This window comes from Mesorhizobium sp. B2-7-3 (genome assembly GCF_006440715.1).
GTDB classification, from domain to species: Bacteria; Pseudomonadota; Alphaproteobacteria; order Rhizobiales; family Rhizobiaceae; genus Mesorhizobium; species Mesorhizobium australicum.
This window is the reverse complement of record NZ_VFTY01000007.1, coordinates 50,510-73,750: the sequence shown is the minus strand read 5'-3', so window position 1 is coordinate 73,750 and position 23,241 is coordinate 50,510. Positions and strand designations below refer to the sequence as shown.

Here is a 23,241-nt window from a genome sequence, read left to right as displayed (position 1 = left end):
TCCCGCGCCGGCTCGAACTTATGAGTAGTCTCGGCAGCACCGGCGGTGCCGAGCCGGCAGGGAGGAAGCTACATGCGCGACCCACGCTACGACATCCTGTTCGAGCCGATGAAGATAGGTCCGGTGACGGCCAAGAACCGCTTCTATCAGGTTCCGCACTGCAATGGCGGTGGCTATCGCGATCCATCGGCGGCGGCAGAGATGCGCCGCATCAAGTCGGAAGGCGGCTGGGGCGTGATCTTCACGGAGCAGACGGAGATGCACCATACCTCCGAGATCACGCCCTTCATCGAACTGCGGCTATGGGACGATGCCGACATTCCGGCATTGGCCAAGATGGCCGAGGCCATGCATCAGCACGGGGCGCTGGCCGGCATCCAGCTCGCCTATTCCGGGATCAATGGCCCCAACCTCTACACCAAGGAGGTGCCGCGCGGGCCGTCGGCCCTGCCGATCCGCACCTTCACCAATGATCCGGTGCAGGCGCGCGCCATGGACAGAGAGGACATACGCGACCTGCGCCGCTGGCACCGCAATGCCTTCAAACGCGCCAAGCAGGCGGGTTTCGACCTTGTCTGCCTCTATGGCGCGCACGGCTTCGGCATCATCCAGCATTTCCTGTCGACGGCCACCAACCAGCGCGGCGACGAATATGGCGGCTCGCTGGAAAACCGTTCGCGGCTGATGCGCGAGCTGATCGGGGAAGGGCGCGACGCGATCGGCGACGCGTGTGGCCTGACGCTCAGGCTGTCGCTGGACGAGATGATCGGTGAACTCGGCTTCGCCAATTCGGAAGTCCGCGACATGATCGAGATGCATGCCGAACTGCCCGATCTTTGGGATCTCGCGCACGGCGCTTGGGAGGATTGCTCGGGTCCGTCACGCTTCAAGGACGAGGCGGCGCAGGAAAGCCTGGTGTCGGGCATCAAGAAGCTGACCTCGAAGCCGGTCGTCGGCGTCGGCCGCTTCACCTCGCCCGACGTGATGGTCAGGATGATCAGGTCGGGCACGCTCGACTTCATCGGCTGCGCGCGCCCGTCGATTGCCGATCCTTTCCTGCCGAGGAAGGTCGAGGAGGGCCGCATCGAGGACATCCGCGAATGCATTGGCTGCAACATCTGCATCACCGGCGACATGACCATGTCGATCTCGCGCTGCACGCAGAACCCGACCTTCATGGAGGAATGGCGCAAAGGCTGGCATCCGGAGCGCATGCAGGGCAAGGGCGACAGCGACAGCGTGCTGATCGTCGGCGCCGGGCCCGCCGGACTGGAGGCCGCGCGTGCGCTCGGCCTGCGCGGCTATAAAGTGGCCATCGCGGAAGCGGGCACCGAGCTTGGCGGACGCGTGGCGCGCGAAAGCAAACTTCCAGGCCTGTCGGCCTGGGGCAGGGTGCGCGACTATCGGCAGTATCAGCTCAGCCAGATGCCCGATGTCGACATCTATTTCGAAAGCCGGCTGTCGGCCGGTGACATCCTCTCGTTCGGCTTCCAGAACGTCGCCATTGCCACCGGATCGACCTGGCGCCGCGACGGCGTCGCGCGTGCCCATGTCGTGCCGATGCCGATCGACGCCGCGATGCCGGTCTACTCACCCGACGATCTGATGGCCGGCAAGGTTCCGGCCGGCAAGGTCGTGCTGTTCGACGACGACCACTATTACATGGGCGGCGTTCTCGCCGAGCTGATGGCGCTTCGGGGAACGAAGGTGACCCTGGTGACGCCATCGGCTTATGTCTCGGACTGGACCCGCAACACGCTGGAGCAAGGGGCCATTCACCGCCGCCTGGCTGAACTCGGCGTCGATATCGTCCTCAACAGGACCGTCACGAGTGTCGCTTCAGGTGGCGTCGTGACGGCCTGCGTCTACACCGGCGCGAAACAGGATCTGACGGCCGATGCCGTCGTCCTGGTCACGTCACGCAATCAGGACGACGCCGTTTGGCGCGAGCTCAAGGCGCGGGAAAACGAGTGGGGCGACAACGGCATCCGTTCGGTCAAGGTCATTGGCGACGCCGAAGCACCGGGGCCGATCGCCTGGGCAACCTATGCCGGCCATCGCTTCGCCCGGGAGCTGGACGAACCTGACATCGGCGACGCATTGCCATTTCGGCGGGAAGTCGCCGCACTGGCGGCGGAATAGAACGCCGGGGCGCGGCAGATCAGATCGCCCGCCCTTCCTGGTCGAAGAAGTGCAGATGCCCGGGTTCGGCCCGCAGGCCGACCTCGGCGCCGGTTTCGGGCGGCAGGTCTGGCCACTGTCCAGCTCGACATGGAGGAGCGTGACGGCGCCGGTGTATTCGGCGAGCCTTACCTTGCCGCGCAGCGATCCTGTTCCTCTGCTCCGACGCCGCGAGCTTCGTCTACGGCGCCGCGCTCGACGTGGATGGCGGCTCGATGTTCCGCTGACCGGGAGGGCAGCGGCTCCGGCGACGCTCGCTGACCCTTCCCGCCATTTATAGAGTTCAGTCGGTCGGACGATCCGCGACCGAACGCCGCCCGTCGATCCACAAGGCAAGCAAGGTGCAGGCCGCGCCCGAGAGCAGGTAGGCGCCCGCCGCGATGAGGCCGAAATTGCCGGCCAAAAGCAGGGCTGCGAGCGGCGCGAAGCCGGCGCCGAACATCCATGCGAGATCCGAGGTTATCGCCGAGCCGGTATAGCGATAGTGTCGCGAAAAGCTCGATGCTACGACGCCCGACGATTGCCCGAAACTCAGCCCCAGCAGGATGAAGCCCAACACCATGAACAGGGCCTCCCCGACGGTGCCGCCATCCAGGAGCTGCGGGGCAAAGCCGCTGAACGTCGCGATGGCGATCGCCGAACCGCCGAGCAGCGCACGGCGTCCGACACGATCGGCCAGTGGCCCCGACGCGACGATGGCCGCGATGCCGAACAGCGCGCTCACCGCCTCGATCGTCAGGAAGCGCGCCGGCCCCTCATTGGTGAACAGGAACACCCAGGAGAGCGGAAACACCGTCACCATGTGGAACAGGGCGAAACTCGCCAGCGGCGCGAAGGCGCCGATGACGACGTTGCGGCCTTCGGCCCTGATCGTATCCCTGATGCGCGTCGGCTGCAGGTCGCCGCTCTCGTACAATCTTGAAAATTCGGGCGTCACCACAATGCGCAGCCTGGCAAACAGGGCCACGACATTGATGGCGAAGGCGACGAAGAAAGGATAGCGCCAGCCCCAGGCAAGGAAGTCGTCGGCCGACAGGTTGGCGACGAAGAAAGCGAAGAGGGAACTCGCCACGATGAGGCCGATCGGCGCGCCGAGTTGCGGGATCATGGCGTAGAAGCCGCGCCGGTTCTGAGGCGCGTTCAGCGCCAGCAGCGAGGGAAGTCCGTCCCAGGTTCCGCCGAGCGCCACGCCTTGCCCGATGCGGGCCAGCGCCAGAAGCCAGATCGCAAGCGCGCCGATATCGCCATAGGCGGGAAGGAACGCGATGGCGACGGTCGAGGTGCCGAGCAGGAACAGCGCGATCGTCAATTTCGCCCCGCGGCCATAGGCGCGATCGACGGCCATGAACAGAACGGAGCCGAACGGACGGGCGATGAAGGCCAGTGCGAAAATGGCGAAGGAGTAGAGCGTTCCGACGAGCGGGTCGTGCGTCGGAAACACCAGCTTTGGGAACACGATGACGGACGCGATCGCATAGACGAAGAAGTCGAAGAATTCCGACGTCCTGCCCACGATCACGCCGACCGCGATATCGCCCGCGCTGACCTGGCCGTGGTCCGAGCCGATCAGCCCGCTGTTTGTTTCGGCAGTCGAAGTCTGAGCCATCTTGTCCGTCGCCACCGCGTGGAATGAAATATCTGGGACCCAATCACAGGGATTCCATTGTGCGCGGCACACTGTGCCAGACCCACCCCGGCTGGGCATTGGACAAATTGTCCAATGTCAGCGCGCCGCCGCCGGCAGTAGCCCTTTGTTGATACCGCACCGCAACATCCCTCCGCGTGCGGCGGTCCATCGAGGGCAGCATCTGATGAAACGATTTGGGGCCTTGCTTCTGTTTCCCCTGACCGGGCTGTTGAGCGGCTGCGATATGGTCGTGCTCGCGCCGGCAGGCGATGTCGCGGCCCAGCAGCGCGACCTGCTGGTGGTCTCGACCTTGCTGATGCTGATCATCATCGTTCCGGTCATGGCGCTGACTGTCTTTTTCGCCTGGCGCTACCGGCACTCCAATGCCTCGGCGACCTATGCGCCGGATTGGGATCATTCGACGAAACTCGAACTGGTGATCTGGGCAGCACCGCTTCTCATCATTATATGCCTTGGCGCGCTGACCTGGCTCGGCACGCATTTGCTCGACCCGTACCGCCGGATCGACAGGATCGAACCCGGCCAGCCCGTCACCCAGTTGCACAAGCCGCTCAGGGTCGAGGTCGTGGCGCTCGACTGGAAATGGCTGTTCATCTATCCCGATTACGGCATCGCTGCCGTCAACGAGCTGGCGGCGCCGGTCAACCAGCCGATCGACTTCCGCATCACCTCCTCGGCGGTGATGAATTCCTTCTACATTCCAGCCCTCGCCGGGCAGATCTATGCCATGCCGGGCATGGAGACGAAGCTGCACGCCGTCATTAACCGGCCAGGCACCTATAGCGGTTTCTCCGCCAATTATAGCGGCGCCGGCTTTTCGGGCATGCGCTTTGCCTTCCACGGCCTATCCGATGATGCCTTCAGCCAGTGGGTGGCACAGGCCAGGACCGCATCCGCGGCTCTCAACCGCGACAGTTATCTCGAACTCGAAAAGCCGAGCGAGAACGAACCCGTCCGCCACTACGCCTCCGTCGATCCCGATCTCTATGGCGCCATCCTCAATCTGTGCGTCGAGCGCGGCAAGATGTGCATGAACGAGATGATGTCGATCGACGCCAAGGGCGGTCTCGGCCTTGCGGGTGTGCGCAACACCTTGCCGCTGCAATATGACAAGCTCGCGCGGCGCGGCGCGGTGTTCGGAAACGATCCCTCCTATGTCGCCAGCATCTGCACGGCGGAGGAGGCCGCTGCCGTCTCGCGCGCCTCCCGCGATGCCCGGCCGACCTATTGGCCGGCGAAGAACCTGTCCCCGCTGCGCGGGGCGGGACTGCTCCGACCAGGGACAGACAGCCGCAGCGCGGAGGCCGATACCCCGGCCCTCGGCCTGCTGCGGCGCGAACTGTGAGAGACTTGCGATGCCCGATACGCTGACCAAATTCATTTTCGGCCGCCTCAACTGGGACTCGCTGCCGCTGCATGAGCCGATCGTTGTCGCCACCTTCGCCGCGGTGGCGCTCGGCGGCATCGCGCTTCTCGGCGTCATCACCTATTTCAGGCTGTGGGGCTACCTGTGGCGTGAATGGTTCACCAGCGTCGACCACAAGAAGATCGGCATCATGTACATGGTGCTGGGGCTGGTCATGCTGCTGCGCGGCTTCTCGGACGCCATCATGATGCGCCTCCAGCAGGCCATCGCCTTCAATGGCTCCGAGGGCTACCTGAACTCACATCACTACGACCAGATCTTCACCGCCCATGGCGTCATCATGATCTTCTTCGTGGCGATGCCCTTCGTCACCGGGCTGATGAATTTCGTCGTGCCGCTGCAGATCGGCGCCCGCGACGTCTCCTTTCCGTTCCTCAACAATTTCTCCTTCTGGATGACGGTCGGCGGCGCAATCCTCGTCATGGCCTCGCTGTTCGTCGGCGAATTCGCCCGCACCGGCTGGCTCGCCTATCCGCCGCTCTCCGGCATGGGCTACAGTCCCGACGTCGGCGTCGACTATTATATCTGGGCGCTGCAGGTGGCGGGTGTCGGCACGACGCTGTCGGGCATCAACCTGATCTGCACCATCATCAAGATGCGCGCGCCCGGCATGACGATGATGCGCATGCCCGTCTTCACCTGGACGTCGCTCTGCACCAACGTGCTGATCGTCGCCTCCTTCCCGGTGCTGACGGCGGTGCTCTCGCTGCTGGCGCTCGACCGCTATGTCGGCACCAACTTCTTCACCAATGACTTCGGCGGCAATCCGATGATGTATGTGAACCTCATCTGGATATGGGGTCACCCGGAAGTCTACATCCTCATCCTGCCGCTGTTCGGCGTCTTCTCCGAAGTCACCTCGACCTTCTCCGGCAAGCGCCTGTTCGGCTACACCTCGATGGTCTACGCCACGGTGGTCATCACCATCCTGTCCTATCTCGTCTGGCTGCACCACTTCTTCACCATGGGCTCCGGCGCCAGCGTCAATTCCTTCTTCGGCATTACGACGATGATCATCTCGATCCCGACGGGAGCGAAGATCTTCAACTGGCTGTTCACAATGTACCGGGGCCGCATCCGCTTCGAACTGCCGATGATGTGGACGGTGGCCTTCATGCTCACCTTCACCGTCGGCGGCATGACCGGCGTGCTGCTTGCCGTGCCGCCGGCGGATTTCGTGCTGCACAACAGCCTGTTCCTGATCGCGCACTTCCATAACGTCATCATCGGCGGCGTGCTGTTCGGGCTGTTCGCCGGCATTGCCTACTGGTGGCCCAAGGCCTTCGGGTTCAAGCTCGACCCGTTCTGGGGCAAGGTCTCGTTCTGGTGCTGGGTGGTCGGCTTCTGGTTCGCCTTCATGCCGCTCTACGTGCTCGGGCTGATGGGCGTGACACGCCGCATGCGGGTATTCGATGATCCCTCGCTGCAGATATGGTTCGTCATCGCCGCCTTCGGCGCGGTGCTGATCGCCTGCGGCATCGCCGCCTTCCTGATCCAGATCTTCGTCTCCATCCGCAGGCGCGAGGCGCTTGCCGATCCGACCGGCGATCCATGGGACGGCCGCACGCTCGAATGGTCGACCTCCTCGCCGCCACCTGCCTACAATTTCGCCTTCACACCTGTCATTCGCGACAACGATGCCTGGTTTGACATGAAGCAGGCCGGCTACACCAGGCCGCTCGCCGGCTTCAAGCCGATCCACATGCCCAGCAATACCGGCACCGGTGTCATCCTGGCCGCCTTCAGCGTCGCGCTCGGCTTCGCCCTGATCTGGTACATCTGGTGGCTGGCGGCGCTGAGCTTCGTTTGCCTCATCGCCACCGCGATCGGCCACACCTTCAACTATCACCGCGACTTCCACATTCCGGCAGCCGAAGTCACTCGGACGGAAGAGGCGAGGACGACGCTCCTCGGGGCTGGGGTTTGAGCATGGCATCGACAGCAATCATGGCCGGCACCGAACCGGTGTTTCACCTGGAAGAGGAGCATGCGCACGCCGAAGGCGGCTCCACCATGCTCGGCTTCTGGCTCTATCTCATGAGCGACTGCCTGATCTTCGCGATGCTGTTCGCCGCCTATGGCGTGCTTGGCGGCAACTACGCGGCCGGGCCGGCACCCAAGGACCTGTTCGACCTCGATCTGGTGGCGGTCAACACCGCCATGCTGCTCTTCTCCTCGATCACCTATGGCTTCGCCATGCTGACCATGGACAAGGGTCGCGTGGGGGCGACGCAAGCCTGGCTCGCCGTCACCGGCCTGTTCGGCCTGGCGTTCCTGTCGATCGAGCTCTACGAATTCTCGCACATGATCCATGAAGGCGCGACACCGCAGCGCAGCGCCTTCCTGTCGTCCTTCTTCACCCTGGTCGGTACGCACGGCCTGCATGTCACCTTCGGCATCGTCTGGCTGGTGACGCTGATGACTCAGGTCGCGAGATTTGGCCTCGTCGAGGCGAACCGCCGCCGGCTGATGTGCCTCTCGATGTTCTGGCATTTCCTTGACGTCGTCTGGATCGGCGTCTTCACCTTCGTCTATCTGATGGGAATGTTGCGATGAGCGCTCATGATCATGCCGAGGGTCACGGCCACGCCCATGCTGGAGCAGCACACGGATCGTTCCGGAGCTATCTGACCGGCTTCATCCTGTCGGTGATCCTGACCGCCATCCCGTTCTGGCTGGTCATGAGCGGCGCCATCGACGACAAGCAGGCGACGGCCATCGTCATCATGGCCTTCGCGGTCGCGCAGATCGTCGTCCACATGGTCTTCTTCCTGCATATGGACACCACCTCGGAAGGCGGATGGTCGATGCTGGCGCTGATCTTCACGCTGATCCTGGTCGTGATCGTACTGACCGGCTCGCTATGGGTGATGTATCATCTCAACGCCAACATGATGCCGGGGCTGCACGACATGCGCGAGAAGCCATGAGCCCGGTTGCGGGCTCTGGGAGAACCAACACCGAGGCGACGGGCATCGGTCCGCGGCCCGCGTCGCAAGAGGGCGCCGGCCGGTCGTCCGCATCGCGCCTTGTCCTTGTGCTGCTCGGGCTCCTCGGCGTGCTGGTGTTTGTCGGGCTCGGCATATGGCAGTTGGAAAGGCGTACCTGGAAGCTCGACCTGATCGCCCGTGTCGACCAACGCATTCATGCCCCGGTTTTCGAAGCGCCTGGCCCGGAGAGCTGGAACGGCATCACCGCGGCCCGCTACGAATACAGCCATGTGCGACTGGCCGGACGCTTCCTGGGCGGCGCCAACACGCTGGTTCAGGCGGTGACGGAGCTTGGCGGCGGCTATTGGGTGCTGACGCCGATGCGGACCGACAGTGGCTTCGTCGTGCTGGTCAATCGCGGCTTCATTCCCCCGGAGCGCAAGGCCGAGTTCGGACAAGAGAGCGACGGCTCAACCGCGCCGGCCATCATCGATGGACTGTTGCGCATGAGCGAGCCAGGCGGTGGCTTCCTGCGCAAGAATGACACCACGGGCAATCGCTGGTATTCGCGGGATGTCGCCGCCATCGCAACCGCGCGCGGCCTGACGGATGTCGCACCCTATTTTGTCGATGCTGAGGCATCCGGCATCGACGGCTGGCCACGCGGCGGGCTGACCGTCGTGACTTTCCGCAACAGCCACCTCATCTATGCTTTGACCTGGTTCACGCTCGCTGCGATGCTTGCCCTCGCCCTGGCCAAGCCGATGACCGGCCGCCCCCAGCGGCAAGGACCAGCAAGATGAGCGTTCCCACGCAAGCGCTCCGCCGCGACAAATCGCTGGTGACGGCGTCCCTTGCCGCCAACAATGGCGCGGTACCAAATCCCGAAGCAACGAACAGGAAGAACTTGTTCCTGCTCATCCAACTGCGTTGGCTGGCGGTGGCGGGTCAGGTGCTCACCATTCTGGCGACGCAATACTGGTTCGAGATCCCGCTGCCGCTGGCGAAGATGGCCGGCGTTGTGCTTTTCCTGGTTGGCCTCAACATCTTCAGCTTGCTGGTCCTGCGCGGTATCAGGCCGATCACCAACACCCAGCTCTTCGTCGCGCTCATCTTCGACATGGCGGCACTGACGACGCAGCTCTACCTGAGCGGCGGCGCGTCCAATCCGTTCGTATCGCTCTACCTTCTGCAGATCACGCTCGGCGCGGCACTGCTGACCCCAAGGTTTACCTGGATCCTGGTGGCGGCCGCGTCGGCCTGCTTCGTCTTCCTCATCTTCCTTTTCCAGCCGATCGCCATCCCGCATCATGGCGGCAGCGATCTCCTGTCCCTGCATATCAGGGGCATGTTCATCTGCTTCGTGCTGGCCGCCGGCCTGATCGTGATCTTCATGACGCGCATCGACCGCAACCTGCGCGAACGTGATGCCTATCTCGCCGACCTGCGCCAGCGCTCGGCCGAGGAGGACCACATCGTGCGCATGGGCCTGCTGGCCTCCGGCGCCGCGCACGAACTGGGTACGCCGCTTGCCACGATATCCGTCATCCTGTCCGACTGGCGCCAGATGCGCACCCTTGCACGCAACCGCGAACTGGCGGCCGACATGGCCGAAATGCGGGCGCAGATCGAGCGCTGCAAGCGCATCGTGTCCGGCATTCTGATGTCTTCCGGCCAGGCCAGGGGCGAGGGAACGATACGCACCACCATTCGCGGTTTCCTCGACGATCTGGTCGAGGAATGGCGCATCAGTCGCCAGCCATTCAAGCTGGAATACACGAACGACTTCGACCCGGACGAGCAGATCGTGTCCGACACGGCGTTGAAGCAGGTCATCTTCAACGTGTTCGACAACGCCCAGGAAGCGTCGCAGGCTTGGGTCGGCGTCACCGCCGAGCGGCAGGACGACAAACTGGTGATTGCCGTAAGCGATCGTGGGCCGGGTTTCGACGAGACTATTCTGGCAGCGCTTGGCCAGCCCTATATGTCGAGCAAGGGACGGCCAGGGGGCGGTCTTGGTCTTTTCCTTGTCATGAATGTGGTCCGGAAACTGGGAGGCGATTTTTCCGCGCGCAACATGGAGCAGGGCGCCTGTGTTACGCTTTCGCTGCCGCTCGCGGCGTTGACCGACGGAGATGATCATGAGGCCTGATAGATCCCTCTTTATCGTCGAGGACGACACGACCTTCGCCAAGACGCTGAAGCGCTCCTTCGAAAAGCGCGACTACGACGTCATGGTCTGCCACGACAGGGAAGCCTTGCTCGACGCCCTCGAAAAATCCGTTCCGGCTTATGCCGTCGTCGATCTCAAGCTTGGGGCCGGCGGTTCCGGGCTGGAGTGCGTCAAGCTGCTCAGCGCCCGCGATGCGTCGATCAGGATCGTCGTGCTGACAGGGTTTGCCAGCATCGCCACGGCGGTCGAGGCGATCAAGCTCGGCGCCAGCCACTACTTGGCCAAACCCGCCAACACCGATGATATCGAAGCCGCCTTCGGCCGTGCCGAGGGCGACATTTCCGTACCGCTTTCCAGCCGGCCCACCTCGATCAAGAACCTGGAGTGGGAGCGCATCCACGAAACGCTGGTCGAAACCGGCTTCAACATCTCCGAAACGGCGCGCCGGCTTGGCCTGCATCGGCGCACCCTGGCCCGCAAGCTCGAGAAGCGTGTGGTGAGATAGCGGGAAGGTCCGGCGAGCCGCGGTGCCGCTCTCGGCACAGCCTTGGAAAAGGACCGCCCCATAGCTCCGACAGTCTCATGCGAGCGCCTCCGTTCACCGCGGCGGAGACGCTGGCCACCCGCGTCGGTTCCTGCCGGCGGCTCAGGAACGAGTTCCCGCATGCGGCGTTGCGTATCCGGATGGCAGTGCCGGAAGTCATGAGAACGCACCGCCGGTCGGAGATGCGTTGATGTCGATGCCAGGCTTGGCTTATGGCCCATTGGGCGACCGGTGCATGCATGTCTGTGTGGATATGCAGAAGCTGTTTGCCGAACCGTCACCTTGGGCGACGCCCTGGATAACCCGTGTCTTGCCTCAAATTGAGAGGTTGGTCGAAAGGCGTGCGGAACAGACGGTTTTCACGCGCTTCCTGCCTGCGCAAAGGCCGGGACAAGGCGCTGGTACATGGAAGCGCTATTATGAGCGCTGGGCCTCGATGGCGATCGACAATATCGGGCCGGAGATGATCGAATTGTTGCCGGCGCTGGCCGCTTACTGTCCGCCGGCGGCAGTCATCGACAAGCACATCTATTCCCCCTGGTTCGAAGGGCGCCTCAGGGCCTTTCTGATGGAACGCGAGATCGACACGCTGGTCGTCACGGGAGGCGAAACCGATGTATGCGTCCTAGCCACCGTGCTCGGCGCCATCGATTTCGGCTATCGCGTGGTGCTCGTCACCGACGCATTGTGCAGCTCTTCCGACGCAACGCATGACGCGCTGCTTACCGTCTATCACCAGCGCTTCGCGCAGCAGGTCGAGACAGTCGAGATGGAAACGGTTCTCTCGAACTGGACTTGACGCCAGTGTAGCGTCAGCCTTCCCTGCGGGGTCTGTAGTGCTTATCTGTCCCAATCGCGGACATTGGAGCAGGCAAACGTGGCGCAACGATCGGGCAGTGCTGATCTTCCCCTTCACGGTGGACGCGTGCCGAAATGGCTGGGCGACCGCATGACGCGTCTCGGTGCCGTCATGTGCGAGGCGATCATCCATCACTATGGCCGCAACGAATTGCTGCGGCGTCTGGCGCATCCGTTCTGGTTCCAGTCCTTCGGCGCGGTCATGGGCATGGATTGGCATTCGTCCGGCATCACCACCAGCGTCGTCGGCGCCTTGAAACGCGGCCTCACGCCGCTGTCGGGCGAACTCGGTATCCACGTCTGCGGCGGCCGTGGAGCGCATTCGCGCAAAACCCCCCACGAGCTTGCCGCCATTGGCGAGCGCATCGGCTTCGACGGAGCCCGCCTTGCAACCGCAAGCCGGCTTGTCGCCAAGGTGGACAGCGCCGCCGTTCAGGACGGGTTCGATCTCTATCTGCATGGCTTCATCGTCACCGACGACGGCGACTGGGTGGTGGTGCAGCAAGGCATGAACGGTGACAGCAAGGTGGCGCGCCGCTATCATTGGCTGTCCGAAGGTTTGAAGAGTTTTGTCGACCAGCCGCATGCCGCCATCGAAGGCGCCAACCAGGGCGAGATCGTCAACCTGACCGACCGCCGCGCCGAAGCCTCGCGCCAGGGACAGCTTGATCTCCTCCAGGATCTTGGGCCGGACCGCATCCTTCGGGAGTTCGCCGCGCTGGAGCCCGGTACGGCACCGGCTCCGGTGCAGCCCCTGCTGCCGCATCTGATCATGCCGGCTCATCACGACGTTCGCGAAAGCGACGTCGTGATGCATCGCCTTCATGGCAACATGGCCGCCGCCGCGGAGCGAGGTCCAGCCGATTTTGCCGAGCTTCTCCTGGTTCCGGGCGTAGGCGCCCGCACGGTGAGGGCACTCGCTCTCGTTGCCGAAGTGGTGCATGGCGCGCCTTGCCGATTTTCGGACCCGGGTCGTTTTTCGCTGGCGCATGGCGGCAAGGACAGGCATCCGTTCCCTGTACCGCTCAAGGTCTATGACGAGACGATCGGCGTGCTGAAGTCCGCCGTGCAAAAGGCCAGGCTCGGTCGCGAAGAGGAAATCGGCGCCCTGAGGCGGCTCGACCATCAGTCGCGGCAGGTCGAGCGATACGTCACGGGTCCCAGCCTCAAGGAAATTGTCGCCGGCGAATTCGACCAGTCGCATCTGCTTGGCGGCCGCAGTGTCTTTGGTTGGGAACCGGCGCCGGATGAGTTGAGCGCCGACGAGAACAGGAAGGCGTGACGGGGCATCACGCCACGCGACGGTACCTGTGGTGGTCCTTGATGAATTTATTGAAGAAGCGGCCTTTCGAAGGAGCGCGCATGAACGCCGCATAGGTAGCCGGGGCGACGTCCTCATAGTCATAGCGGTTGCCGTGCGGCACGAACCAGACCGAGAGGATCCTGGTCGCGGGATCGTATTGCGTGTTTCGAATGACGGTCGATGGCATGCTGGCACCTGACGGCTCAGCCAAATAACCCGCCAGGCGTGGTGCGGTTCCGTGCCGCCATCCGACATTGCTACCTGTCGCTTGGGTTGCCGAACTTCGCATCGCGTTTCCTCGAATATCGATCGATGCGCGGCAGCTTGTCGGCAAAGTCGACCCAAGGCAGCCTGAGGTCCCAATAGGCATGGGCCTGTGGCCGCAGCCCTTCGGGTTTGTCGAAGAATCCGATCGTCAGATAAAGCTCGTCCGGCAGCCCTTCGTCGCTATAGCCTATCGAACTCCCGCAGTCGGGACAGAAAGTGCGGATAACACCCGGCGTCTTGGAAAAGGCCTTTGGCGCCCCCCTCAAAAGATTGAATTGGCTCGGCCGATACCCGACCCAGACGGTGAGTGGACTGCCGATGGCCCGTCGGCAATCGTCATCGTGATCGTAGCATATCCAGAAAGGCTCACCGTCCATGGTGGCGGCGATCGCCCCGCAAAAGCAGGCCCCGGTTTCAACGCGCGGCATCCGGCACTCCAAGGCTAGAACGTGCCCGGCGGCCCCCGACGGAACCGCCGTTGCTAAACTTTCACGCTCCTCCCGCGGTTCCGTTGCGCCGGTTTTGGGACGTATCCAGGGCGGGCAAGCGCGGTTCCCATATTGCCTTGTGGTCCGGCCTTCACCATCTAGGCAAAATGTCGCCGCTCAAACCGAAAACAGCCGGCCGTGTGGCCCAGCACGATCTCTTCGGTGCCGCTCAGGATGATCTGCCGGAGGGTTTCGCCTACCAGACCGGACTGATCACGCCACAGGACGAAATCGAACTCGTCCATCATCTAGAGGCACTGCCCTTCAAGGCCTTCGACTTCCATGGCCATCTGGCAAACCGGCGTGTCGTCGGTTTTGGCCTTCGTTACGATTATGACCGGCGCGAGGTGGTCGAGGCACCGCCGATACCTGATTTTCTGCTGCCCTTGCGCGAAAAGGTCGCGGCTTTTGCGCGCCGGCCGGCCGAAACCTTCGCGCAGGTCTTGATCAACGAGTACCGGCCCGGCGCCGGTATCGGCTGGCACCGCGACAAGCCGCATTTCGAGGATGTCGCGGGCGTTTCGCTGCTGGCGCCCTGCGATTTTCGCCTTCGGCGCAAGAATGGGTCTAAATGGGAGCGTCGGACCATCACTGTCGAGCCGAGATCGGCCTATCTCATGACGGGGCCGTCGCGGTCGCAATGGGAGCACGGCATCCCGCCGCTTGCCGAGCACCGCTACTCGATTACCTTGAGGACATTGCGGCCTCGCAATCCCTGAGCATGCGCAGAGGTTTGCACGGGAAGTTCCGCATCATCCCGCCATAGTGCTCAACCCGACCCGCGTGCAGCGGGGCGGGTTGAACGATCCTGTGCTCTAACTCTTTGTTTTTACGCAATTCCGAACGGAAAACCGCTACGCACTTTTCCCTGGAATTGCCCTAGGTCAGCACCAGCACGATTTTGTATGTATCCGGATCGACGATCACGATCCGGCCGTCGGCGAGAACGAAATACTCGTACGCCTCGTAGGCCGGAACGATCTTCACGATGCGAGCCGGCAAGCGATGCAGCCTGACCTTGTGCCGCGGAACTTCGATGCCGACGGAGACGTCGAAGTCGACGTTCGTGACCGGCTCGACCTTGGTTTCCCTGATCACATGAGTGATCTGGGTCTTCTGTTCAACCGTCACATTGTTGATGGAAGCGGTCGAGGTCTTGTCCTGCGTGGAGGCCTTGCCTTGGGCCTGCTGATCGGTCTGGACCTTTGTCTTGTCCTGAGCCTGCTGATCCGTTGTGGTGCCGGCCTTACCCTGTGCCTGCTGGTCGGTCTGGACCTTGGTTTTGTCCTGGGCCTGCTGGTCGGTCTTGGTGCCAGCCTTGCCCTGCGCCTGCTGGTCCGTCTGGATCTTCGTCTTGCCCTGGGCCTGCTGGTCCGTGGTGGTGCCGGCCTTGCCCTGGGCCTGCTCCTCTGTCTTGGCCTTGGTCTTGTCCTGAACCTGCTGATCAGTCTGGGACTTGGTGCCCTGTGCCTGCTCCTTCATCTTCGAGCCCTTCTGGCAGTTGGTCGTGCCGGAAGCGCAATTTGTGTCCGCTCCTGATTGGCTATCGGCGGGCTGCTGCGTCTGAGCCATCGCCGTCCCGCAGCCTAGCCCGATCGCCAGCATGCTGGTAATGAGAACATGTTTCATAGGAAATCTCCTTCGGAGAGTTCGTCCCTTCAAGGGGTAAAACTTCGGCCAAAAAAGATTGTTCCGAACTGGCTGCGTTAATGCACCACTCCCGATTGGGTCTCGAGATCGATCTTCACGGTCTTACTTCACGCCGATGCCGGCGGTGAGGCCGCCATCTATCTTGTAGTCGGCACCTGTGCAGAAGCCGGCCTTCGACGAGCACAGGAAAGCGATGAGTTCCGCCACTTCCTCCGGTTCCCCGATGCGGCCGAGCGGATGGGCCGCGCCGAAGCGCCTGTAGGCCTCTTCCACGTCGGCATCGCTGCCGCCGTCGCCACGCGCGGCCTTTTCGAGGATCGGTGTGCGGATCGAGCCCGGGCTGACCGAATTGACCCTTATGCCGGACGCGGCATAGTCGAGTGCCAGCGAACGCGTCAGCGTATGAATGGCGCCCTTGGTCGTGGCATAGGCGGCAACGTTCTGCTGACAGGCGAAGCCCTGCACCGAAGCGACGTTGACGATGGCGCCGCCGCCACGCTTGATCATTTCCGGGATGCCGAAATGGGCGGTCAGATAGATCGAGCCGACATTGACCGTCATAGCGCGGTTCCACGTTTCCCAGTCGGTTGTCGTCGCCGTTCCGTAGGGATGCACCGCCGCCGAATTGACGATGACGTCTATGCCGCCGAATTTCGCCACGCCGGCCACGACCGCGTCGCGAACCTGCTCGGAAACGGAGACGTCAACCGTTTGCACCAGCGCATCGGCTCCGGACTTGGCGAGGCTTTCCTGCATGGCGGCGTTGGCCGCGCTGTCGATCCCGCAGGCGACGATCGCGGCGCCCCCAGCCGCCAGGCGTTTGGCGGCTGCCAGGCCGATACCGGTCGTTCCTGTCACCAATGCCACCTTGCCGTCAAAATCCTTCATTGCGGAAGCTCCTTCATTGCTATCGAAACCGGCTCTTAGTTTGACACTCATCGTGGTCAAACAATAGGTTGCCGGTCTCTCGCAGAAAGGAAGTGGCAATGGAACAGTGTTGGCGTTGGTACGGTCCCGATGATCCGGTGACGCTTGAACATGTCAAACAGGCTGGCGCCACCGGCGTAGTTTCAGCGCTTCACCATATCTATGATGGCAGGGCCTGGCCTGAGGCCGATGTGCTCGAACGCAAGCGCATCATCGAGGCGGCTGGGTTGACCTGGTCGGTCGTCGAGAGCATTCCGGTTCACAATTCCTTCAAGATCGGCGCGCCGGAGCGCGAGCGCTATGCCGGCTATTATCGCGACAGCATCCGCGCGCTCGCGAAGGCCGGAATCCAGACGATCTGCTATAATTTCATGCCTGTGGTCGACTGGACTCGCACCGACCTGGCCTACCGGCTGCCGACGACCGGTTATGCCTTGCGCTTCGACGCCATCGACTTCGCTGCCTATGATCTCTTTGTCTTGCAGCGCAAGAACGGCGCGGCAAGCTATACGCCGTCACGTATTGCCCAGGCCGAGGAGCGCCTGAAGGCGCTGACACCGGAGCAGATCGGCCAGATCGAGCGCAATCTGATCGCCGGCCTGCCGGCTACGGAGCGTAGCTATAACAGGGACAGTTTCCGCGAGGCGCTGGCGGAATACGACGCGATTGGGCCTAAGGAACTGCGCGACAATCTTGCCTGGTTCCTGCGCGAGATCATCCCGGCGGCCGAAGAGGCGGGTGTGCGTATGTGCATCCACCCCGACGATCCGCCCTTCTCGCTTTATGGCCTGCCGCGCGTCGTTTCGACGGCCGAGGATGCGCGTTTCATCCTCGAGACGGTCGACAGCCCGGCCAATGGTTTGACGTTCTGCACCGGCTCCTACGGTACGCGCGCCGACAACGACATTGTCGCCATGGTCAAGGAATTCGCCGACCGCATCCATTTCGTCCATCTGCGCAACATCACCATCGAGGAGGACGGTTCGTTCTACGAGGCCGAGCATCTCGAGGGCGGCACCGACATGGCGCATGTCATCCTCGCTTTGATGCAGGAAGAGAAGCGCCGTCGCGGAGAAGGCCGAGCCGACTGGCAAATTCCGATGCGGCCCGATCATGGCCATCTGCTTGCCGACGACATCGGCAAGAAGAAGATCAACCCCGGCTATTCGCTCATCGGCCGGCTGAAAGGCCTCGCGGAGCTGCGCGGCATCATGCGTGCGGTGGAGCGGTTCGGGCTGGCCTGAAGCCATCGGGCGGCAAGCTAACGTTTGCGATCTTCCGCCGGAATGTCGCGACAGGTCTGAGCGAGCGCTTCGCTTCGTCCGGCATCCGCGTGCCCTAGCCACCCGATTGTCGATGAAGCCGGGGCTGCCCTGCGACGAGAAGTGGCCTCGACGGGTGGTCAACAATTTCATCGAGCTGGCACGCAAATTTTCGAGGCCGGTCGTGTAGTGCTCGTCGGCGCACTTCATGCTTGGCCAGTGTCCGATGAAAGCGGGCGACTTTCGCGCCACTGGGACCAGCCATCGGCGCGGGGCACGCTTATGAGAAAAGGACAGTCCTTTGACGATCTTCCCTTTCACCGAAGCCAGTCCGATCCAGTTCCAGGCGCCGCTGCCGAAGACGTCGGATGTGGTCATTGTCGGCGGTGGCATCATCGGCGTGACCGCGGCCTTGTTCCTGGCCCGTCGCAACATACCTGTGATCTTGCTGGAGAAGGGACGCATCGCCGCGGAGCAGTCCTCGCGCAATTGGGGCTGGATTCGCCAGCAGGGCCGCGACGCGGACGAATTGCCCATCGTCATCGAAGCGCAGCGTCTCTGGCGCCAACTGGCCGAGGAGTGCGGCGAGGACATAGGCTTGACGCAGACGGGCGTGACCTATCTTGCGCGGACCGACAAGGAGATGGCCGGTTTCGCCAAGTTCCTGAAGATCGCCGAGGCCCATGGCGTCGACACGCGCCTCCTCGACCAGGGCGAGACGGCCAAGCTGATCCCTGCCATGTCACGCCCCTTCAAGGGCGCCATGACCACGCCGTCGGACATGCGTGCCGAGCCCTGGGTCGCCGTGCCGGCGCTTGCCCGCCTGGCCGCTCGCCAGGGTGTCACAATCATCGAGAACTGTGCGGCACGCATGCTCGACATCTCAGCAGGGCGCATCAGCGGTGTCTGGACCGAACGAGGCCGCATCGCCACCTCGAACGTGCTTGTCGCCAGCGGCGCCTGGACGTCGCTGTTCCTGCGCGCGCATGGCGTCTCGATCCCGCAGCTCAGTGTCCGCACGACCGTCGCGGCGACCGCGCCTATGCCAGAAATCCATGCCGGCGCTGCCGCGGACGAACGCATCGCCTTCCGGCGTAGAAAGGACGGCGGGTACACGCTCGCGGCGGGAGGCAGCCACCTGCTCTATGTCGGGCCGGATGCATTGCGTCACGCACCGAAATACCTGCCTGCCCTGAAGGCAAATCCTTTCGGCACGCGCTACCTGCCGGCGGCGCCGCGTGCATATCCGGACAGCTGGTCCACCCCGCGCAAATGGGATGCCGACAAGGAAAGCCCGTTCGAACGCATGCGCGTTCTCAATCCTGCCCCGGAACCCAGGGCCCTTCGCGCCATCGATCATGGGTTCAAGGCGCTTTTTCCGCAATTCGAGGCGGTGCCGCTCAGGGCAAGCTGGGCCGGCATGATAGATGCGATGCCGGATGTCGTGCCTGTGGTCGATCGCGCCGTGACGGTCGATGGCCTCGTCATCGCCACCGGGATGAGCGGCCATGGCTTCGGCATAGGGCCTGGCATGGGCCGCGTCCTGTCCGACTTGATCCAGGGCAACGAGACTGGGCACAACCTTCACAGGTTCCGTCAATCCCGGTTCAGCGACGGCAGCCCTATCCGGATGGGACCATCGCTTTAGGCGAAATTGCCCTGACGCCGGTTGGGGCGGCAGGTCAGGTCGGGCGACCTGATTGTAAGCTTTCGAGAGGTTGTCCATTTGGACCGGACCGTTCCCCGCTCACGCGAGCGCCGCGCTGATGGCGAGAAGCGCGGCTTGCCGACCTGCGCCGTGGTCGCGGCGTCACCTCCGCACCGGCTGAGATGCCTCCGTCTCGTGCGCCGGCAGCGCCGCCGCCAGCCGGTCCGCCCATTCCTTGATGCCCGACCGTGTCGACAACAGGTCCTGCCTGATCTCGACAAGGACGGCGGGGATGCCGCGATCATCGCCATGGATGGGTACGGCGTAGTCGGCATCGCGGCTGATCACATAGGGTACGTTGGCCGCGACGTTGAGTGCGGCGTCGGTGCGCAGGCCCGAAAGGATCGCCGCTGCGAGATCGGCTGCATGACCATGCAGCACACCCGCATGCCAAGGCCTGGCGACACCCAGGAACACCGGTGTGAAGGAATGGATCGTCACGATCCGCGTCGGCCGGCCCTCGGCCACACGGCGATCGAGGTGCGCGGCCACCCGCTCATGGAACGGCGAAAACATGATTTCCGCGCGCCGGTCTCGTTCCGCTCCGTCGACGCCGGCATTGCCGGGAATGTCAGTGTCTTCCGACAGCACCGGAATGCTGCCCAGGCTGCCCAGTGGCCGGTTGAGATCGATCAGCAGTCGGGAATAGCCGCTGAGAAAGGCCGCTGCATCAAGCCGTGCCGATAACAGGCGCGTCACCTCCGCGGCGCCGATGTCCCATGCGATGTGGCGCTGCAGATGACTGGCATCGAGCCCGAGCCGGCGGTACTCCGCCGGCATATGGTTGGACGCATGCTCGCACAGCAGCACGATCTCGCAACGGCCATGCTCGTTGAGCACCTCGACGGCTTCGGGCCAATCTCCTTGAGGGCGCGAGCTTTTTTCGGCCTGCGCAGTCATCAATAAAGCGTCCGGTAGAGATCGCAGATGGCAGCCGGATCAAGGCCTGCCAGGCGCTCGGCTTCATGCTGCTTCAACCCGACGAAGGTCTCGATGAAGATCGGGGCGAACCATCCCGTAACGGTCTTGTCGGCCAGGAGCGCATCCAGTGCCGCCGGCAAGGTCTCGGGAAGCCGCACCAGACCGAGTTCCGCCCGTTCCGTCTCGCTCATCAGCGTCGGGTCGCCAGTGACCAGCGGCGGTGATGGCAAGTCCGCCTTCAGCCCCTCCAGCCCGGCGCGGATGATCGCCGCCAGCGACAGATAGGGATTGCCGGTGGCGTCGGCCGCCCGGTACTCGACATTATACTGCCGTGCCGGATCGCGTCCGCCGATCGTCATCGTCGGACAGATGCGGAGCGACGCCTCGCGGTCGCGGTCGGCGAGCCAGGTGTAGGACGAACTCCAGCTGTGCGGCTTAAGGCGATAGAAGGACGACACGCTCGACGCCGTCATGGCGGTCATCGCAGGCAGATGGCGCAGCACGCCGGCGCAGAAGGCGCCAGCCTTGGCGGACAGGCCTCCGGGACGCGCCGGATCGTAAGTTGCCGGCTTGTCGGCTTCGTCGACGAAGCTGAAATGGATGTGCACGCCGTTGCCGACGGCATCCGGGGCGACCTTGGGCGCGAAGCTCGCGCGCCAACCGGCATTGCGTGCCACTTCGCGCGTGATTTCGCGGATGGCGACGGCGCAATCTGCTGCCGTGAGCGCATCGGCCGGCTCGTGCGTCACTTCGAATTGCTCACTGCCGAATTCGGCGATGACCACTTCGGGGCCGACACCTGCCTCTTCGAGTGCCGCCATCAGATTGGGGGCGAACGGGTCGGTGCGGCGCAGGGCGGCAAAGGACATCGAATGTGCCGGCGCGAAGCTGCCGCCGGCAATGTTGAATTCGTGCTCGAAGGCGGCGATGACGGAAAGGCCGGTGGCCGCCTTCAATTCCGCCAGCGCATCCCGGAGCATGGTCCGCGTGCAGCCAAGCCACGGGCTGCCATCGAGCTCGACGATGTCGCCGGCCACCATGTCGAAGGGCGTCGCCGATCCCGTCCGCTCGGTGCGGAAGCGCGCCTTGAGATCCGGGATCAGCCGAAGGTCACCGGACGAACCCCAGGGATTGGGATCGACGATCGAATTGAACGGCGTCATCGACAGATTGGCCTGCAGCCAGCCGACCCCTGTCGCGGCGGTCTTTTGCAATCTACTTTCGACCACGAAGCGGCCCCGCGTAATGGCGGAGAGATCCGTGGTGACGACGGCGACGAGAGGCTCGACGGCAGATGTCATGCCTTTTTTCCCAGAGCGTTGAAGCGGTCGACGACGGTGTCGGTGTCCGTGACCCAGCAATAGCCGCCAAAGGCCTTCAGCGCGATGTCGTGGCGCTCCTGGGTAATGGTGGCGCAGGCATCCGATACGCAGGTGACGAGATAGCCGCGGTCGGCGCCGTCGCGCACTGTCATGTCGACGCACTGGTCGGTCAGCACGCCGACCACGACGAGATAGCGGATGCCAAGGTTTTTCAGCAGGTAGTCGACATTGGTCGAGTTGAAGATGCCCGACGAGGTTTTCGGCAGCATGATCTCGTCGCCGACCGGCGCCAGCGATGGCACTGGCAGGCCTTCGGGGAGGCTGGGCGCAACATGGATCGGCGTCAGCTTGTGGTCAAGCGAGCGGTCGCGGCCGTCTTCGGTCAGGCTCTGGATGATGGTGTGCAGCACTTCGACGCCATTGGCCCTCGCCGCCGCCAGCAGGCGCTCCTGGTTGGGGATCGTCTGCGAGCATGTCTGCCGGTAGAAATAATGATCGGGTCCGCGTTCTGGATGCGAAGGATCGGCACCCGGCTCCAACCAGATGCGTTGCATGTCGACCAGCAGGAGCGCTGTCTCGCCGGTACGAAACACTTCGTCTCGCTTGGGTAGGGCTTGGGTCATGCCTTCTCGTCCTGCTTTGCTGCTTTGGGTCCAGGTATCTTGCGCGGTCCTGATGTCTTGCGCATGCCGCTCCCTTCCGCATCGCTGTCGAGCGTCACCGCATTGGCGTGCCGCACTTTCTCGATCCTCTCGATGCGAGCCCGAGCGTCGTCGCCCAGCGTTGAAACGATCTGGGCCGTCAGCGCCTCCATCTGTGCGATCGCCGGCGCCAGCGTGTCATAGGGCGAGGCGACTTCGAGCGGGCTGACGATCGTGACTTCGGCAAGATCCGATATCGGTGACAGCCATTGGTCGGTGAACAGAAGAATGCGTACATCGAGCGCGGCGGCTTGGCGCGCATAGGCCATCACGTCGAACTGGTAGCGGCGATAGTCGAAGACGACGAGCACGTCGCGACGACCGAGGTCGGCCAGCGTGTCGAACGACTGCGGAGAGAGCACGCCGAGATCGCGGACCCCGGTGCGGAACTGCACGAGATATCCAGCCAGCATCCCGGCGATGTGGCGGCTGAACCGGCCGCCGACCAGCAAGATTTCGCCCTTGGCCTCCATCAAAAGGCGGGCGGCACGCTCGTAGGTCTGGACCGGTGTCGCCGCGGTGGCTTTCTGCAGGGCCGTGGTAACGGAATCGAGATAGGCAAGCACCGCGCTGTCGCTGGAACCGCTTTGCCGCTTGGTCTCCATCATCAACAGCGGCGAATGCAGCCTGGCCTCGACCTCGGCGAGCAGCTTTGCCTGAAAGTCCGGGAACCCTTCATAGCCGAGCTTGACGACCAGCCGGACAACAGTGGGATCGCTGACGCCGGCGCGTCGCGCAAGCGACGATGCGGTACCGAGGCCCGAGGTCGGATAGTCCGTCAGCAGCAGCCTGACGATCTTCTCTTCCGACGGCGTCAGCGCCAGATCCCCGCGCATCAGAACATCGCGTATCGCCATAGGCCTCCCCTGAAATATATGCTGTGTCGAGTCTATTTCAGATATTTTAATTATGGTCAATAATGAAGAGGTATT

At 63.3% G+C, this 23,241-nt stretch carries 22 protein-coding genes and 1 pseudogene; 14 read left to right on the top strand and 9 right to left on the bottom strand.

Annotated elements, in window-relative coordinates; genetic code table 11:
* Positions 1-72 precede the first annotated feature (72 nt).
* Positions 73-2,142, top strand: a complete 2,070-nt coding sequence (locus FJW04_RS17415) for an FAD-dependent oxidoreductase (protein WP_140715590.1) — start codon at positions 73-75, stop codon at positions 2,140-2,142.
* A 179-nt stretch (positions 2,143-2,321) separates the two neighbouring features.
* Positions 2,322-2,408 (top strand): annotated as a pseudogene (locus FJW04_RS30640) (SDR family NAD(P)-dependent oxidoreductase); the annotation flags it as partial.
* Positions 2,409-2,464: 56 nt separating this feature from the next.
* On the opposite strand, the gene FJW04_RS17405 reads toward FJW04_RS30640, so the two are convergent.
* Positions 2,465-3,787, bottom strand: coding sequence for an MFS transporter (locus tag FJW04_RS17405; RefSeq protein ID WP_140715589.1), 1,323 nt, complete (start codon positions 3,785-3,787; stop codon positions 2,465-2,467).
* Between the two features lie 205 nt (positions 3,788-3,992).
* Here FJW04_RS17405 and cyoA point away from each other — a divergent pair, with 205 nt between their 5' ends.
* The 9 genes from cyoA to FJW04_RS17360 all read left to right on the top strand — a co-directional run bounded on the left by cyoA (position 3,993) and on the right by FJW04_RS17360 (position 13,042).
* Positions 3,993-5,174, top strand: coding sequence for a ubiquinol oxidase subunit II (cyoA, locus tag FJW04_RS17400; protein ID WP_140715587.1), 1,182 nt, complete (start codon positions 3,993-3,995; stop codon positions 5,172-5,174).
* 10 nt (positions 5,175-5,184) lie between these two features.
* A complete protein-coding gene (gene cyoB, locus FJW04_RS17395; RefSeq protein WP_140715586.1) occupies positions 5,185-7,182 on the top strand; it encodes a cytochrome o ubiquinol oxidase subunit I in 1,998 nt (665 codons plus the stop codon).
* Positions 7,179-7,811: a cytochrome o ubiquinol oxidase subunit III gene (gene cyoC / locus FJW04_RS17390; protein WP_210241303.1), complete on the top strand. Its 633-nt coding sequence runs from the start codon at positions 7,179-7,181 to the stop codon at positions 7,809-7,811. The genes cyoB and cyoC overlap by 4 nt, the downstream gene beginning before the upstream one ends.
* Complete coding sequence (cyoD, locus tag FJW04_RS17385; RefSeq protein ID WP_140715584.1) at positions 7,808-8,185, top strand: cytochrome o ubiquinol oxidase subunit IV; 378 nt, start codon at positions 7,808-7,810, stop codon at positions 8,183-8,185. Before cyoC ends, cyoD begins: the two co-directional genes overlap by 4 nt.
* The gene (locus tag FJW04_RS17380; protein WP_140715582.1) at positions 8,182-8,988 is read left to right on the top strand and encodes an SURF1 family protein; all 807 of its coding nucleotides are present in this window, start codon (positions 8,182-8,184) and stop codon (positions 8,986-8,988) included. Before cyoD ends, FJW04_RS17380 begins: the two co-directional genes overlap by 4 nt.
* Positions 8,985-10,337 (top strand): ATP-binding protein, encoded by a 1,353-nt coding sequence (locus FJW04_RS17375; RefSeq protein WP_140715580.1) that lies wholly within the window; start codon positions 8,985-8,987, stop codon positions 10,335-10,337. Before FJW04_RS17380 ends, FJW04_RS17375 begins: the two co-directional genes overlap by 4 nt.
* The gene (locus tag FJW04_RS17370; protein ID WP_015316469.1) at positions 10,327-10,863 is read left to right on the top strand and encodes a response regulator transcription factor; all 537 of its coding nucleotides are present in this window, start codon (positions 10,327-10,329) and stop codon (positions 10,861-10,863) included. Before FJW04_RS17375 ends, FJW04_RS17370 begins: the two co-directional genes overlap by 11 nt.
* 229 nt (positions 10,864-11,092) lie before the next feature.
* The gene (locus FJW04_RS17365; RefSeq protein ID WP_015316470.1) at positions 11,093-11,701 is read left to right on the top strand and encodes an isochorismatase family cysteine hydrolase; all 609 of its coding nucleotides are present in this window, start codon (positions 11,093-11,095) and stop codon (positions 11,699-11,701) included.
* Positions 11,702-11,779: 78 nt separating this feature from the next.
* Positions 11,780-13,042, top strand: coding sequence for a DUF763 domain-containing protein (locus FJW04_RS17360; RefSeq protein ID WP_015316471.1), 1,263 nt, complete (start codon positions 11,780-11,782; stop codon positions 13,040-13,042).
* Between the two features lie 7 nt (positions 13,043-13,049).
* Here the strand turns inward: FJW04_RS17360 and FJW04_RS17355 are convergent, their stop codons facing one another.
* Positions 13,050-13,250: a KTSC domain-containing protein gene (locus FJW04_RS17355; RefSeq protein WP_015316472.1), complete on the bottom strand. Its 201-nt coding sequence runs from the start codon at positions 13,248-13,250 to the stop codon at positions 13,050-13,052.
* 70 nt (positions 13,251-13,320) lie between these two features.
* A complete protein-coding gene (locus tag FJW04_RS17350; protein WP_015316473.1) occupies positions 13,321-13,758 on the bottom strand; it encodes a GFA family protein in 438 nt (145 codons plus the stop codon).
* Between the two features lie 167 nt (positions 13,759-13,925).
* Between FJW04_RS17350 and FJW04_RS17345 the strand changes: the two genes are divergently transcribed.
* The gene (locus tag FJW04_RS17345) at positions 13,926-14,537 is read left to right on the top strand and encodes an alpha-ketoglutarate-dependent dioxygenase AlkB (RefSeq protein ID WP_140715578.1); all 612 of its coding nucleotides are present in this window, start codon (positions 13,926-13,928) and stop codon (positions 14,535-14,537) included.
* A 160-nt stretch (positions 14,538-14,697) separates the two neighbouring features.
* On the opposite strand, the gene FJW04_RS17340 is transcribed toward FJW04_RS17345, so the two are convergent.
* Both FJW04_RS17340 and FJW04_RS17335 read right to left on the bottom strand, forming a co-directional pair.
* Positions 14,698-15,447 (bottom strand): DUF1236 domain-containing protein, encoded by a 750-nt coding sequence (locus tag FJW04_RS17340; protein WP_140715576.1) that lies wholly within the window; start codon positions 15,445-15,447, stop codon positions 14,698-14,700.
* Between the two features lie 123 nt (positions 15,448-15,570).
* The gene (locus FJW04_RS17335) at positions 15,571-16,356 is read right to left on the bottom strand and encodes an SDR family oxidoreductase (protein ID WP_140614593.1); all 786 of its coding nucleotides are present in this window, start codon (positions 16,354-16,356) and stop codon (positions 15,571-15,573) included.
* A 98-nt stretch (positions 16,357-16,454) separates the two neighbouring features.
* On the opposite strand from FJW04_RS17335, the gene uxuA reads away from it, so the two are divergent.
* Together uxuA and FJW04_RS17325 are read left to right on the top strand one after the other, a co-directional pair.
* The gene (uxuA, locus tag FJW04_RS17330; RefSeq protein ID WP_015316477.1) at positions 16,455-17,639 is read left to right on the top strand and encodes a mannonate dehydratase; all 1,185 of its coding nucleotides are present in this window, start codon (positions 16,455-16,457) and stop codon (positions 17,637-17,639) included.
* Positions 17,640-17,958: 319 nt separating this feature from the next.
* Entirely contained in the window at positions 17,959-19,305 is a 1,347-nt protein-coding gene (locus FJW04_RS17325) for an FAD-binding oxidoreductase (RefSeq protein WP_140715574.1), read from the top strand.
* 162 nt (positions 19,306-19,467) lie between these two features.
* On the opposite strand, the gene FJW04_RS17320 is transcribed toward FJW04_RS17325, so the two are convergent.
* From FJW04_RS17320 to FJW04_RS17305, 4 genes are read right to left on the bottom strand one after another with little or no spacing between them, the layout of a single operon-like run.
* Positions 19,468-20,265 (bottom strand): N-formylglutamate amidohydrolase, encoded by a 798-nt coding sequence (locus FJW04_RS17320; protein WP_140715572.1) that lies wholly within the window; start codon positions 20,263-20,265, stop codon positions 19,468-19,470.
* Positions 20,265-21,587 carry a glutamine synthetase gene (locus tag FJW04_RS17315; protein WP_140715570.1) on the bottom strand — a complete coding sequence of 441 codons (1,323 nt, stop codon included), beginning with the start codon at positions 21,585-21,587 and terminating at the stop codon, positions 20,265-20,267. The genes FJW04_RS17320 and FJW04_RS17315 overlap by 1 nt, the downstream gene beginning before the upstream one ends.
* The gene (locus tag FJW04_RS17310) at positions 21,584-22,231 is read right to left on the bottom strand and encodes an isochorismatase family cysteine hydrolase (RefSeq protein ID WP_140715568.1); all 648 of its coding nucleotides are present in this window, start codon (positions 22,229-22,231) and stop codon (positions 21,584-21,586) included. Before FJW04_RS17310 ends, FJW04_RS17315 begins: the two co-directional genes overlap by 4 nt.
* Positions 22,228-23,166, bottom strand: coding sequence for a MurR/RpiR family transcriptional regulator (locus FJW04_RS17305; protein WP_140715566.1), 939 nt, complete (start codon positions 23,164-23,166; stop codon positions 22,228-22,230). The genes FJW04_RS17310 and FJW04_RS17305 overlap by 4 nt, the downstream gene beginning before the upstream one ends.
* Positions 23,167-23,241 lie beyond the last annotated feature (75 nt).

What these genes read in the sequence shown, in the direction of transcription:
- cyoA (WP_140715587.1), top strand. Translation starts at nt 3,993, where the DNA reads ATGAAACGATTTGGGGCCTTGCTTCTGTTTCCCCTGACCGGGCTGTTG.
- FJW04_RS17340 (WP_140715576.1), bottom strand. Translation starts at nt 15,447, where the DNA reads ATGAAACATGTTCTCATTACCAGCATGCTGGCGATCGGGCTAGGCTGC.
- FJW04_RS17315 (WP_140715570.1), bottom strand. Translation starts at nt 21,587, where the DNA reads ATGACATCTGCCGTCGAGCCTCTCGTCGCCGTCGTCACCACGGATCTC.
- FJW04_RS17335 (WP_140614593.1), bottom strand. Translation starts at nt 16,356, where the DNA reads ATGAAGGATTTTGACGGCAAGGTGGCATTGGTGACAGGAACGACCGGT.
- FJW04_RS17405 (WP_140715589.1), bottom strand. Translation starts at nt 3,787, where the DNA reads ATGGCTCAGACTTCGACTGCCGAAACAAACAGCGGGCTGATCGGCTCG.
- FJW04_RS17415 (WP_140715590.1), top strand. Translation starts at nt 73, where the DNA reads ATGCGCGACCCACGCTACGACATCCTGTTCGAGCCGATGAAGATAGGT.
- FJW04_RS17350 (WP_015316473.1), bottom strand. Translation starts at nt 13,758, where the DNA reads ATGCCGCGCGTTGAAACCGGGGCCTGCTTTTGCGGGGCGATCGCCGCC.
- FJW04_RS17305 (WP_140715566.1), bottom strand. Translation starts at nt 23,166, where the DNA reads ATGGCGATACGCGATGTTCTGATGCGCGGGGATCTGGCGCTGACGCCG.
- FJW04_RS17380 (WP_140715582.1), top strand. Translation starts at nt 8,182, where the DNA reads ATGAGCCCGGTTGCGGGCTCTGGGAGAACCAACACCGAGGCGACGGGC.
- FJW04_RS17345 (WP_140715578.1), top strand. Translation starts at nt 13,926, where the DNA reads ATGTCGCCGCTCAAACCGAAAACAGCCGGCCGTGTGGCCCAGCACGAT.
- FJW04_RS17370 (WP_015316469.1), top strand. Translation starts at nt 10,327, where the DNA reads ATGAGGCCTGATAGATCCCTCTTTATCGTCGAGGACGACACGACCTTC.
- FJW04_RS17375 (WP_140715580.1), top strand. Translation starts at nt 8,985, where the DNA reads ATGAGCGTTCCCACGCAAGCGCTCCGCCGCGACAAATCGCTGGTGACG.
- FJW04_RS17310 (WP_140715568.1), bottom strand. Translation starts at nt 22,231, where the DNA reads ATGACCCAAGCCCTACCCAAGCGAGACGAAGTGTTTCGTACCGGCGAG.
- cyoB (WP_140715586.1), top strand. Translation starts at nt 5,185, where the DNA reads ATGCCCGATACGCTGACCAAATTCATTTTCGGCCGCCTCAACTGGGAC.
- FJW04_RS17365 (WP_015316470.1), top strand. Translation starts at nt 11,093, where the DNA reads ATGTCGATGCCAGGCTTGGCTTATGGCCCATTGGGCGACCGGTGCATG.
- FJW04_RS17320 (WP_140715572.1), bottom strand. Translation starts at nt 20,265, where the DNA reads ATGACTGCGCAGGCCGAAAAAAGCTCGCGCCCTCAAGGAGATTGGCCC.
- FJW04_RS17355 (WP_015316472.1), bottom strand. Translation starts at nt 13,250, where the DNA reads ATGCCATCGACCGTCATTCGAAACACGCAATACGATCCCGCGACCAGG.
- cyoD (WP_140715584.1), top strand. Translation starts at nt 7,808, where the DNA reads ATGAGCGCTCATGATCATGCCGAGGGTCACGGCCACGCCCATGCTGGA.
- uxuA (WP_015316477.1), top strand. Translation starts at nt 16,455, where the DNA reads ATGGAACAGTGTTGGCGTTGGTACGGTCCCGATGATCCGGTGACGCTT.